At 58.9% G+C, this 13549-nt stretch carries 7 protein-coding genes; all 7 read left to right on the forward strand.

Features of this window, described 5'->3' with window-relative positions:
* The first annotated feature begins 40 nt into the window (after window positions 1-40).
* The 7 genes from AAE029_RS03230 (at window position 41) to AAE029_RS03260 (ending at window position 13450) form a co-directional block, all read left to right on the forward strand.
* Window positions 41-2167, forward strand: a complete 2127-nt coding sequence (locus AAE029_RS03230; protein WP_371071342.1) for a filamentous hemagglutinin N-terminal domain-containing protein — start codon at window positions 41-43, stop codon at window positions 2165-2167.
* On the forward strand, window positions 2098-8928 hold the full coding sequence (locus AAE029_RS03235) for a hemagglutinin repeat-containing protein (RefSeq protein WP_371071343.1): 6831 nt from the start codon (window positions 2098-2100) through the stop codon (window positions 8926-8928). Before AAE029_RS03230 ends, AAE029_RS03235 begins: the two co-directional genes overlap by 70 nt.
* Window positions 8925-9401 (forward strand): hypothetical protein, encoded by a 477-nt coding sequence (locus tag AAE029_RS03240; protein WP_371071344.1) that lies wholly within the window; start codon window positions 8925-8927, stop codon window positions 9399-9401. Before AAE029_RS03235 ends, AAE029_RS03240 begins: the two co-directional genes overlap by 4 nt.
* A gap of 221 nt (window positions 9402-9622) precedes the next feature.
* The gene (locus AAE029_RS03245) at window positions 9623-9979 is read left to right on the forward strand and encodes a hypothetical protein (RefSeq protein ID WP_371071345.1); all 357 of its coding nucleotides are present in this window, start codon (window positions 9623-9625) and stop codon (window positions 9977-9979) included.
* A gap of 273 nt (window positions 9980-10252) precedes the next feature.
* Complete coding sequence (locus AAE029_RS03250; protein WP_371071346.1) at window positions 10253-11821, forward strand: colicin E3/pyocin S6 family cytotoxin; 1569 nt, start codon at window positions 10253-10255, stop codon at window positions 11819-11821.
* Window positions 11822-12230: 409 nt separating this feature from the next.
* Window positions 12231-12392, forward strand: a complete 162-nt coding sequence (locus tag AAE029_RS03255) for a hypothetical protein (protein ID WP_371071347.1) — start codon at window positions 12231-12233, stop codon at window positions 12390-12392.
* Window positions 12393-12568: 176 nt separating this feature from the next.
* Window positions 12569-13450: a hypothetical protein gene (locus tag AAE029_RS03260; protein WP_371071348.1), complete on the forward strand. Its 882-nt coding sequence runs from the start codon at window positions 12569-12571 to the stop codon at window positions 13448-13450.
* Window positions 13451-13549: the final 99 nt, after the last annotated feature.

Here is a 13549-nt window from a genome sequence, read left to right on the forward strand (position 1 = left end):
ACTGTATGCCGATTGTAACGCGTAGGAAGGCGAAACAGCGATGGACCGGACAACAGCACGTGCGCCCATGGGCATGAAGGACGGCAGGAGCAGCCGCTTCTCCGCCATATCCCGCAGGGCATCTCGCCTCGCGCGCAAGTTCATCGCGTTTGGCCTGAGCGGCCTTATCGCCTTCCAGCCGATATTGGCGCAAGCCCAGCAGGTCGCGCCCGACGCCAGCGCGTTGGCCGGCAACCGGCCGGAGGTCGGCGCCGCCCCGAACGGCGTACCGCTCGTCGACATCGTCACGCCGAACAGCCAGGGGCTGTCTCACAACAAATATAACGATTTCAACGTCGGCGCACCGGGGCTCATTCTCAACAACTTCAATGGAGAGACCGGGACCTCGAAGCTCGGCGGCATCACGCCGGGCAATCCGAACCTGCGCAATTCGGGTCCTGCCAGTGTCATCCTCAACGAGGTCACCAGCGGAAATCGCAGTGCCCTAAACGGTCCGACCGAGGTCTTCGGCGGTCGGGCCGACGTCATCGTCGCCAATCCGAACGGCATCACCTGCGATGGCTGCGGCTTCATCAACACGCCGCGTGCCACGCTCACCACAGGCGTACCCGATGTTGGCGCGGACGGCCGTCTGAACGGCTTCACGGTCAATGGCGGCGACGTCACCTTCGGCGCCCGCGGCGGCAATTTTGCGTCTGGAGACGGCGCGGCCGATCTCTTCGACATCGTCTCGCGCAGCATAACCGTCAATGGTCCTGTCTACGGCAAGGATCTGCGCCTGACGGCCGGACGCAACAGCTTCGACTATGCGACCGGGCAGGCGACCGCACTGCAAGCCACCTCCGGCACACCCGAATTCGCGATCGACGGCTCCGCTCTCGGCGCCATGCAGGCGGGTCGCATAAAGATGGTGGTCACGGAAAAGGGTGCCGGCGTGCGCATGCGCGGCGACATGGCCGCCAACGCCGGCGAGCTGACCCTTTCAGCGGACGGGCGCATTTCGATCGGCAATGCCTCGGGTGCACACGGCGTCGATATCAGCTCGCGCGGCCGCGTCGAGGCGAGCAAGGTCACGTCGAAAGCGCGTGTTGCCGTAAAGGCCGATGCGGGCATCACCCTGCAGTCCGTCGCGGCCGACGGTGACGTGGCGCTCGATGGCGGCTCGGGGCTGATCTCGATTGCGGGCGATACATCGAGCCTCGGCAACATCAGGTTCTCGGCGGGCAGCATATCCGCCGGCGGCATAAGCGCGGGCGCAGCAGCATCCCTGACGGGCACGTCCGGCAATATCAGTCTCAATGGTGTCGCCAGTTCCCGCCAGGACCTGACGCTGTCTGCAATGAGCGGAGCAATCTCTGCCGGAACGCTCATCAGTTTCGATAATATTTCGTTGAAGGCCGGGCTCGATATCGCGCTCTCCGGTGACGCCACTGCGGCGGGCGATGTCACCATCAGCGGCAAGAGCTTCAAGGCGGGAGCGGTTACAGCCGGCGTCGATATCGCCGCGACCAGCGCCTCGCCAACCGGAGACGTGATTTTCTCGGCTCCGGGCAACCTCTCCATCGGCACGCCATCGGGCGCCGTCACGGTCAAGAGCCTCGGCGCCTCCGGCGACATCGACACGATCGCCTCCCGCATCCAGGCGCAGACGATCATCGCTCATCGGTCGATCGCGATTGCTGGTTCCCTCGACGTTGCCGGCCAGCTCCTTGGCGGTTCGGACGTATCGGTCACCGGCGGCGACATCGCAGCCGGAGCCGCGGTGGCAGGCGTCGATTTCGCCGCGACAGCCGCATCCGCATCGGGTGAGGTCGTCCTGACAAACACAGGCAATCTGACGCTCTCGGCAACCTCCGGGGATGTCGATGTCGCCAGCCTCCTCTCTGCCGGAGACCTTAGGGCGACAGCCGGCCGTGACATCAGCGCCAACGCCGTCAGTCACGGATCCATGTTGCTCACCGCCGGCCGCACGGTCACGCTTGCGGGTCAGTCGCTCGCAGGTTCGGCTGTCTCCATCACCGCAGGCAACGTGACGATCGACACGCTCATTTCCGGCGTCGATTTCGAGGCGACCGCGGCCTCCTCTCAGGGCAGATCATGCTCGGAAACGACGGGAGCCTGCTGGTGGATGCGTCCCAGGGCTCCATCAACGCGGACGATCTGCTGAGCGCAGGCGACCTGACGGCTCAGGCCACTCAGAATATCGCCTATCTGAGCCTTCAAAGCGGTGGTGCGGCCGCACTGACAGCGGATCAAGGCACGATCAGCCTCGACAAAAGGACGCATGCCGACGGCGACATAACTGTTTCCGCCCAATTGATCGATCTCAGCAATGGCCGCAGCGGCATCGACACGGCCGGCACGCTGAAGATCACGGCTGACAACGCCAACTTCTCCGGCAGCACGCTTACCTTTGGCGGCCTCGATCTCAATCTGACTGGCGCGGCGAACGTCGCCAATGCCAGGATCAACACGCTCTCCGCATCGGGCGGCACGGGCGATCTGCTGATCTCCGCATCGACGCTGAGCGGCAATGCGAACACCGCGCTCCTTGCCCAGGACGATTTGGCCCTGACGCTCGCAAGCCTCGGCAATGCCGGTCAGATCGCCGCCGGCAACAATCTGACACTGAACGTCTCCGGCAATCTGACCAACAGCTCCACCGGTCTCGTCTATGCGGGAGGCGACGTGAAGCTGTTCGTCCTGGGAGACCTCGTCAACGACCAGGGCGCCATCCTTGCCGGAACCGACCTGACCATCGCAGGCAATGCCGGGGGCGTCCGCAACCGGTCTCTGACCAATATCGGCGGGCTGCTGCAGTCCGGAAACGATCTCTCGGTCCTGACCAACAACCTGACGAACAGGCGCGTATCGACGCCGACCATCAGTAATTCGCTGGTCTCCTCCGGCATCGCGTCGTACTTCGCGCTCAATCCCGACGTAGCCGGCAAACCCTTTGCCTATCTCGAATCCCGAGAGCAGGATATATTCGAACTCTATCCCGGCGCCGGCACGCCGCTCTTTTCCGAGTACGAACCGCAACTCTGGTCGGTCGCAACCCTCTCCGACGGCACATCCTATCGCGCCTGGACATGGATCAGCGGCGACGGACCTGAGGCGGTCAGGCCGATCTTCGACTGGATCAAGGATCGCGTTCCCAAGGACGCGAACGGAAATCCCGTGCTCGATCCGAGCAATCCCTCCCGCTACTTCATCGTCGATCACGTGATTTCCGGCGGAAACCCGGATACCAGCACCACCTACAGCTGGGACGGCAGCGCCAATCTCAGCCAGAGCGTCTATCAGGACCATTTCGACGCGCCTTTGACGGCGCAAGGGCTGATCCACGCCAGCGGTGATCTCTCGATCGACGCCACCAATCTGACCAACGCCTACAGCGCGATCGAAGCGGGCGGCAATGCCACCCTCAAGGGCTCGGTCCTCGACAACCAGGGCGTGACGCTCACCCGCACGACGATGACGACCTGTCATGCCGACGGCGCATGCTCGGCCTATGATGCGTCGGGCAACCGCAACCCGTCCAAGGACATAGCCAATGGCACGTCGATCATAAGCAAGGTCGAGTCCATCGGCGGCGCTTCCGCCACGATCAAGGCCGGCGGAAACGTCAATATCTCCGGCTTCGCCACGGTCAACAACAGCGCGGCTGCGGGATCGATTGCAGGTGCGACAAGCACGTCGGCCACCGGCCGCGCAGACCCTACATCAGCCCTCAGCGGAATGACGGCAGGCGGAGCGCTCTTTGCGATCAATGCCGCCGCGAACGGTCTCGCCGGCGCCAGCCTCCAGGCCGCCGTCGCCGCTTCCACCCCAAAACCGCAGTCTGGCGGATTTGGCGGCACGATTCCCGGTCAAACCTTCCTCTACGAGACGCGCGCCGCGTTTCTCGACGTCGACAGGTATTACGGCTCCGGCTATTTCGTCAGCCACATCGGCTACCAGCCGGACAACGACGTCCCCTTCCTTGGCGACGCCTACTTCGAGAACCAGTACATCGATCAGCAGCTCCGGCAGAACACGGGCGAAGGGCTTGGAACATCACGCTTCATTCCCGGCAGCGATATTGTCGAGCAGGTCAAGACGCTGCTCGACAATGGCCTGCAATATGCCGAGGATCATAATATCAAGCTCGGCCAAACGCTATCGCCCGAACAAATCGCCGCGCTGACGCAACCGCTCGTCTGGTATGAGCACAAGACCGTCGACGGCGTCGAAGTCCTTGCACCGGTCGTCTACGTGCCGAGCACGGAGATGGCGCAGCTGACGGCGGCGGGTGCCCTGATTTCGGGCAGTTCCGTTACGGTCGAGGGCGGCGCGATCAACAATTCCGGAGCCATGGTCGCGAGCAACGATCTGTCCGTCTCGGGCAAATCGATCGCGACCAACGGCGGCAGCTTCAAGGCAGGCGGCGACCTGGCGCTGGCCTCTTCGGGAACGATAACGCTCAATGCGCAATCGCTTGACCTCGGCGGACAGAAAGTCGTCAATCCGAACGCCGCCGTAAGCGCCGGCGGACATGCGACGCTTACGGCCACATCCGATATCAACCTCAAGGGTGCGGCGGTCGAAGCGGGCGGCAACCTGTCGCTCAGCGGCAGCAACGTCACGCTCGATACCGTGAAGGTCGAGAACGGCAGTCAGCAGAACGCGACGGGGGCGCAGCTGTCGAGCGGCGGTACCCTGACGATTACCGCAAATGACAATGTCAATGTGATCGGCAGTTCCGCCAAGGCCGGGACATCGTTGGATGTGACCGCGCAGAACGGCTCCGTCAATGTCGTGACGACCGATCTGGCACGGCAGACCGACGATGGATACAGCAAGATAACCTCCACCGATCAGCAGGAATCACTGCTTTCGGCCGGTGGCGACGCGACCATCAAGTCGGGCAAGGACATTCTGCTGTCGGGCTCGTCTCTCAGCGCCGGCAACGACGTATCGCTCCAGGCGGCCGACAGCATCGATATTTCGGTCTCCCAGAGCCAGTCGGCTGCGAATTTCGGCAAGAATTCGTCCTCCAACACTACGCATACGGGATCCGAGATCACGGCCGGCGGCGCCGTTTCCGCGACGGCCGGCGATGATATCAACATCATCGGCAGCAAGCTTGCGGCCGATGACACCGTCAGGCTCAAGGCCGGCGACGACGTCACCATTGCCGAGGCAACCGATTCCGGCACGCTCGATGTTCAATCCTCGACAAAATCGGGCGGCTGGTTCGGGTCCAAGACGACGGCGACCGGCCATCTCGAGACGGAATCGGTGGTCGGATCCTCGATCAGCGGCAAGGGCGGCATCGACATCACCTCGGGTGGGAATACCACCATCTCCGCCTCCAAGGTCCAGGCCGGCGACGAAGAAAACAAGGCGAACCTGAACGTCAGTGCGGGCGGCGACCTCGTCATTGCCTCCGGCACGGATACCGTCTCCCAGGACGATCACGGCAAGAAGAAAGGCTTCCTCAGCAAGGGAAGCTCGCACTATCAGCGCTATGACGAAGCCACGATCGGCTCCGAGATCGGCGCTTCCGGCAATATCAGCCTGAATGCGGGCAATGCCGCCGTCATCGAAGGTTCGAAAGTCACCGCCGAAGGCGCGATCTCGGCAAGCGGCGACAGCCTCTCCATCATCGGCGCCCAGGAAAAGCACGAGCTCGAGGACCAACGCAAGAAATCCGGCCTCTTCGTCGGCTCCGGCGACGGCTTCTTCTCGATCTGGGGCAACAAGCAGAACTCCGGCAAGCAGTCCTCCACCCTCAACATCGGCTCTGAGCTATCGGCCGGAACCGATGTGACGCTGACGGCGCGCGACACGGACCTTAATATCATCGGTTCGGGCATCGAGGCCGGCCGGGATATCGCGCTCAGCGCGACGCGCGACGTCAATATCACGCCCGGCGCTGAAAGCTTCTCCTCCGAGGAGAAGGAAAAGCGCTCCGGCTTTGGCATTTCCTTCGGATCGGGCGGTGGCGGCGTGTCGATCGGCATCGGTGTCGCCAAGGCGAGCGACAAGACGACGCAAGGATCGAACACCAACGCTGCCTCGACGCTGACGGCCGGACGGGACCTGACCATCACAGCTGGCCGCGACGCCAACTTGCAGGCAGCACAGGTCGAGGCCGAACGCGATGTTGCCGTTACAGCGGCACGCGACGTCAACCTGCTTTCGGCTCAGGACGCCACCAATTACGAGCACATTCACAAGGAGCTCTTCGCCGGCATCACGGCGCAGGTGTCGAGCGGGCTGGTCAGCGCCGCGCAGGGCGTGGCTGAGAGCATGGAGGCGGCAGGTTCGGCAAGCGGCGGGGCGCAGGCGCTCGCCAACGCCGCCATGGCCGCGCTTTACGCCAACAAGCTGAAGCAGGGCCTGGACCAGATCAGCCAGAACGGCAATACCGGGATTTCCGCCTCCGTCTCGATCGGCTTCCAGTCATCGAAGACCGAGGAGCGCTCGCAAAGCTCCACGCCGGTGGTAACGAATATCCGCGCCGGCGACAGCGTCACGATCGACGCCAATTCCGGCGATATCAACAGCCATGGCGCGCAAATCATCGCGGGCTACAATCAATATGGCCTGCCCACTGGCGGCTCCGGCGACATCACGCTCGATGCCGGCAATGACATCAATCTCGAGAGCGCCGTCGCCACGGGCAATTCGTCGTCGCAGAACAGCTCGTTCGGCGCGAGCGTCGGCATCGGCGGTGGCTTCACCGTCGGAGCGGGTGGAATAAAGCCAATCGAAGGCAGCTCCACCGGCATCTCCGTCAGCGCCAATGGCAGCAAGGGGTCTGCAAACCAGAACACGACCACGCATGTCAACACCCATGTGGCAGGGGCTGGCACCGTCTCGCTCAATTCGAACAACGACACCAACCTGAAGGGCGCCGTCGTTTCCGGCGAGAGCGTCAAGGTCGATGCCGGCGGCGATCTGAACATCGAAAGCCAGGTCGATACGGCTTCGAGCAAGGCGCAGCAGACATCAGTCGGTGGCTCCATCGGCAATGGCGGCTTCAACGTCTCGGGCAGCTATCAGAACGCGAAGGGTGATGCAGCCGTCGTCTCCGAGCAGTCCGGCATTCACGCGGGCTCTGGCGGGTTCGACATCAATGTTGAAGGCAACACCTCGCTCAAGGGCGGCCTCATCACCAGCGAGGCGCCAGCCAAGGACAATCGTCTCGAAACCGGGACGCTGGAATTCTCCGACCTCGACACCCATTCGAAGTGGAAGGCCGAGACCTGGGGCGGCTCGATCGGCTCGGGTGGCATCAGCATGGCTCCACCGATCAAGCAGGGCGAGAGCGAGACCGGCAAGGCCCTCTCCGCCGTCTCGCCAGCGGAAATCGTCATCACCAACCCTGCTGCCCAGCAGCAGAACATCGACGATCTGCGCCGCGATACCACGAACACCAACACTTCGCTTCCCGGCCTGCCGGACCTGCAGAAGATTCTTGGCGAGCAGTACAAGACGCAACAGCGCTATCAGGAAGCCGCCCAGATGATGGCGGAGTTCGTGGCCGAACAGGCGGATAAGCTGGCAAAAGCAGCCCCGGACGAAGAAACCCGGAAATGCTGGGAAGCAGGCGGCGTCTGCCGTGCTGCGCTCCATGCCGTGGGCGGCGGCATCCTCGGCGGCGTCAACGATGTCTCCGGCATGATCAAGGCAGCCTTCGGTGGTGCTGCTGCGACGATGATCGGGCCGTACATTGATGGACTGGTGAACCAGCTCATCAACGATGCCGGTCTTGGTGGCACGGAGGCCGGGCGTTCTCTCGCAAAGATCGTGTCCGGTGGCATCGTCATGGGGCTGACCTCCGTCGTCGGCGGTGGCGATGCAGCGGCCTATGCCGGGGCGGAGTTCCGGTACAATTATCTTATGCATAGCGAGTGGGCCAAGTTTGAGGCCGAGCTCAAAGCTTGCCTGGCGCGAGGCGAAACCTGCGTCGATGTTATCGCCAAGTACAAGGCGATAAGCGAGGCGCATGAGGCGGAATTCGCCGCATGCGGCCGCGATCAAGCCTGCATTGACCTGCACATGACTCGGATTGCCGCAGCAGAGCTTTCGCACAAAACGTTCGATGTTCTCGAGCTCCTGAAGCCGACCGGCTGGTCGGCCACCTTCGATCGGCTGCAGTACGAAAACGCTGAAAAAATTGGCGCCGGCAGCGACATGAACCAGGTTTGGCATGATGCCGGAGCTGAATTCCGCAAGGAATTCGGAAAGGCGTCATGCTCAGGGCTGAGTGCCGCAGCATGCCAGAAGGCTTTTGACGAAGAAGTCATGCGCATTGCTGCCGTGGAAGCCCATAGCAAGGCTGTTGGCGAAGGCATTGTGTCCTTCTTCTCGGCCATGGGCATCGGCATCGATATGACTCCGATTGGCGATGCCGTCGCGGTTGTCGACTGCGCCTCATCTCCCAGCATGGGCACTTGCGTTGCTGCCGTGGCAGGCTTGCTTCCTGCTTTGGGGGATGGCGCAAAAATCCTGCTGAAGCGCGGGGATACCGTTCTGGAAGTCGCGCTGGATGCGAAGGGGGCTGCGAAGGTTGAAAATGCCGGCAGTTTGGCTACAGAGACGATTGGCGGTAAAACCTGTATTTATAGCTGTGTCGTGGATGGAGTTACACGGTATGTTGGGATCACGGATGACATTGCTCGAAGAGGCGTTGAACATCTCCGCGAAAAAGGAATAAAAATTGCGGAGATTCGTGGTTTATCAAATCTATCTCGCGATGACGCGAGGGCGGTCGAGCAAGTACTGATAAATTACTACGGATTGGGAAATAAAGGTGGAGATTTACTTAATAAGATTAATTCAATATCTTCGAGCAAAAATCCGACGGTTTATGAGCAAGCACTTGTACGCGGGAAAGAACTCCTTGATAGCGTCAATTATCAATGGACAAAATGAATATGCTTAAGCGTAAAACTGTTAAGGTGGGCGATATCTTCCAGATCCTAACATCGGAGGGTGTCTGCTATGGACAAGTGACGCACACACACCCAAAGTGGAAGTTTGTAGTAGCTATTTTCAGAGAGTTTTTTTCAAAAGAACCAGAGGATTTTAATGCGGTTGTATCAAAAGACCCACAGATTATTACGACATTTCTTATCCAAGATGCCATCCGCCAAGGGCTTTTCACGTTAGTTGCTAACGTTCCGGTTTTCGACCACCTCAGGAAATTTCCAACATTCCGTGGAACAAATCATTTAAATGGCGATAAAACGGTGTGGTTTTTTTGGGATGGCGATAAAGAATGGAAGGTAAATCGTCCCCTTACAGACAGGGAGAAGAGATATCCAGAGGGCCCATCTTTTCCTAGCGCGCCTTTGCTAATCGAAATGATTGAAAAAAACTATCGTGTGGAGAGGGATTACATTTGATTGTGAAATTTTGCATTCAACGTTTCACGCTGTCAAAGGAGGTAGCTGATGCAGGCTCTTCCCAAAAAACAATGGACCGAATTTCAAAGAGCGGTCGTAACTTTAAGTGAAAAATCGTTACCGAAAGAGGTGCTTGAAATAATTCTTGGCTGGTTGAGACGCAATAGAGCATTATTTCGGAAGAGCCATTCTCCACATATGGCTTCGAACGTTTCATCCAGATGAATGAGAAGCAATTGCCGGTTGCCTCTTCTGCAATGACTTCCGGAGACATTCTGCACTTTCGAACGGTCATTCTAAAATACAAGGAAGGCGACCTCGACGCGATTGCCAGGTTTCTGAGAGATAGTTTCGAGGAAATTGCCATTCTTGAGATTGACAAAGAGTGTCGTAACTGTGGGTCCTGGGGTATGAAGGTATATGTAGGACACAGCAACGAACTCTTGGCCTATGAGTGCAAAGTATGTGGATACTCCGAATACTCCGACGGGACAAAAGTCAAAGGCGAGCGCCTCGATTTCGCGGACATTGATAGATTGGAAAAATCTGGCCTGATCCAAGGAATTCGTTCGGATTGAGCCAATGAGGAGGATGGCCTCGCACTCAGGCCGATGAACTCGTTCCCACAGCAGGTCAAAGCCTGGCCGACGCAAAAGTAAATCCCACGGCTGATCGAAGCACAGCCGCTGACCGCGACAACAGACCAAGATTTCGGCAGGCTCGCTCGCGCCCATTTCGCGGCAATGTGAAATTCGCGTCACGGCTTTCCATGCGCGTGGCCACCCATCAGATAGACGCTCGAATCCGGCCGCGATACGAATCTCAAGGGTGCGGTCGTCTCCGGGGAGACTGTGACGGCTGACGTCGGGCGTGATCTCAATATCGTCTCCGTTCCCGATACCGGTTCCAGCTCCAACTCCTCGGCGTCGATCGGTGCAAGCTTTAGCGGGCCCCTTGGGGGAATGCCTTCGCTCACCGGCGTCTCGCCCGGCGGCGGTCTCGGCTCCGGCGACACCAACTGGATCAGCGAACAGTCCGGCCTCGTCTCTTCCGGCCAAATGGACGTAACGGTCGGCGGCAACACACATCTCGGAGCAGGCAAGATCATCTCCGAAAGCGGAGACCTGACGCTCGATACGGGCACACTGACCTTTGAGAACGTCCAAGGCTCGAAGCAATATGAGGGCTTCGATGTCACACTCAACATCGACCTGACAGACAGAGGGCCGCAGCAGCCCGGCGAGATTTCGCAGCCGCGCACGACGGGCGAGGGCAGCTGGCAGCTCGACGACACGCGCCAGGAGGTCCGGGCAACCGTCGGTCCGGGCGAGATCATCATCCGCGATGAGGAGAAGCAGGCGGCTCTGGAAGCTGGGGGTGTCACTGCGCCGCTAGAAGACCTTAACCGTGATCCCGACAAGGCCTATGAGATCACCAAGGACAAGCATGTCGGCATTGAGTTTTATCTCTCCGATACCAGCCTGAATGCAGCATTCGAGGCAGGTAAGACCATTGCCGAAATATTTGGGGATGTACTCGACCGTATGGTTGCCGATGGCGTGAGAACGCCGGAACAGGCTGCGTTGTCAAAGGAGATATTTCCATATCTGGATGACCCGGATGTCCTAGCGCAACTTGAGCAATGCGGCCAGCGACAAGGCGCGATCGATTTCAACATCTTCAACTGGATAGTCACTCCTGCATACGCCCAGACCGGCTGCTTGGTTGCACTGCCAAATGGACAGACAAAACAATTCACGCCCGTGCAGGCCATGGATTGCCTGTCAGACTATGCAAGAATGACGGGCATTGTACGTAGAGTGATTGGTCTGACGGGTACAACGGTCGTTGCATTGGCCGGTGTCTTCCTTCTGGCATCTGCGAACTCGATTGGACAAGATATCAACCAGAAATTTTCCAGTGCCGATGGCAGCACGGTTCTGGTGACTGGCAAAAGCGATCAACCCATCAGGCAAATCCTGGTGACCTATCCCGACGGCACCAGGGCAAGCCTTACCATTGAGGTCTACAACGACGGTGGGGTCGTTTATCTGACCAGTGGCATGATTGGTACTCAACCAATGACGCCGAATATGCTGCAGGATATGCAAATTACACTCAGCAACTCTGGCATGCCGAACGTGGTATTGAGCCAGAATGCAAATGGTGGGAGCGATCAAAAGTATTTTCCGCCTCCAAAAACTGGAGAGATTACCGGAATACCAGGATTGCGACCAGTTAAGGCGTTGGGTGGTCGGGCACGTTGGGTAGATAGCAAGGGACAAATATACGAGTGGGATAAGCAGCACGGGACGCTAGAGAAGTATGATAAGACTGGTAAGAAACATCTTGGCGAGTATGATCCCAAGACGGGCAAGCAGACCAAACCGCCTAAACCGGGACGAACGACGCCAACCTAAGGATGAGGCATCGCTATGCCACGCACAATAAGCTTATATCAACTGCACGGTAACGAGCTCGTAAATAGGCTGGAAATACTGAATGATGATCTTGAATTTTTTAGGAAATTATTCAATGAGCCAACTGGAGATCCTCTGATGTATGATAGCTATTTGATAAACACCGGAATTAACGAGAAGATATTTGAGAGGTTTGGCTTCTTTCTTGATGTGACGAAGTATAGCTGCTATGTAGAATTTTTTGAATAAAAAATAATATAAATAAGCTGAAGTTAATGAAATAATAAACAAGAATGCGATGACCCAAGCGATCAATACGCAATTCGCAAACCTGAATTAAGGCAAAGGCGGCAGGATTGCATCTGTCTGCACCCCTGTCGTCGCAAGCTTAAGCGGGCCCCTTGGGGGAATGCCCTCGCTCACCGGCGTCTCGCCCGGCGGCCTTGGCTCCGGCGAAACCAACTGGATCGGCGAACAGTCCGGCCTCGTCTCTTCCGGCCAAATGGACGTCACCGTCGGCGGCAACACCCATCTCGCGCAGGCAAGATCATCTCCGACAGCGGCGACCTGACGCTCGATACGGGGACGCTGACCTTTGAGAACTTCCAAGGCTCGAAGCAATATGAGGGCTTCGATGTCACGCTCAACATCGACCTGACAGACAGAGGTCCGCGGCAGCCCGGCGAGACTTCGCAGCCGCGCACGACGGGCGAGGGAAGCTGGCAGCTCGACGACACGCGCCAGGAGGTGCGGGCAACCGTCGGTCCGGGCCAGATCATCATCCGCGACGAGGAGAAGCAGGCGGCACTCGAAGCCGAAGGTGCCACTGCGCCGGTGGAGAACCTCAACCGTGATCCCGACAAGGCCTATGAGATCACCAAGGACAAGCATGTCGGCATTGAGTTTTATCTCTCCGATACCTCAGTAAAGAAGGCGCTCGAAGCGGGCGCGGCGATAACGGAGGTCATTGGCGATGCGCTCCGCAAAATGACCGCTGACGGCCTTATGACACCGGAGGATTTGGCGAAGGCGAACAAGGTCGCAGCCTACGCCGTCAACGATCCCAAGGTATTAGCGGCCTTGGCGGAGTGCAATAATCACGCATCGGTTCCGTTCAGCATCTTCGATTGGATCGTGCCGTCCGCCCATGCGGCCGCTAGCGCGTGCTCAATCTCGACACCGAATGGTCCGATAGAATTGTCCGTGACGGCCGCGAAGAACTGCTACGATGTTGTGAGACAAGCTATCAGTGTCCGGTCCGCTTTGGCCGTTGCGGGACAAATGGCCACAGTGGCGGCAGCCACGGCCGGCTTCTATTTTTGGATGACTGGCTCGATCGGTGACGACATCAATGAAACGACAAAGCTTTCGGATGGAACTGTCGTTCGTCTGACGGGGAATTCCGAGGCCCTCCGACGCGGCATTGAAATAACCACACCGAATGGCGACAAGGTTTCGCTGGTTCTTACCGAAGATCCCCTCACACATCAGCTTGAGCTGCAGTCCGGCAATGTCAATGGCGGCGCTATGTCTCGCCCGCTGTTGCAGGAGATGGTGAAGGGGCTGCAGAGCGGGGGCAAAAATGTCGTCTTGAGCCAGAAAGCCGGAGGTGGCGGTAAAACCGAGTGAAAGTCGAAGGCGAGGTGCGATTTGAAGATCCCAAATCTGGATATCAAATTGTTAAAGATCGTGCTGGTGGAAATGCTCACGGTGGCAGTGCGTGGAAAT

This window comes from Sinorhizobium sp. CB7 (assembly GCF_041357635.1).
Lineage (GTDB): Bacteria > Pseudomonadota > Alphaproteobacteria > Rhizobiales > Rhizobiaceae > Rhizobium.

Coding starts and splice junctions, on each gene's coding strand:
- AAE029_RS03230 (WP_371071342.1), top strand. CDS start 41: ATGGACCGGACAACAGCACGTGCGCCCATGGGCATGAAGGACGGCAGG.
- AAE029_RS03255 (WP_371071347.1), top strand. CDS start 12,231: ATGCCCTCGCTCACCGGCGTCTCGCCCGGCGGCCTTGGCTCCGGCGAA.
- AAE029_RS03240 (WP_371071344.1), top strand. CDS start 8,925: ATGAATATGCTTAAGCGTAAAACTGTTAAGGTGGGCGATATCTTCCAG.
- AAE029_RS03245 (WP_371071345.1), top strand. CDS start 9,623: ATGAATGAGAAGCAATTGCCGGTTGCCTCTTCTGCAATGACTTCCGGA.
- AAE029_RS03235 (WP_371071343.1), top strand. CDS start 2,098: ATGCTCGGAAACGACGGGAGCCTGCTGGTGGATGCGTCCCAGGGCTCC.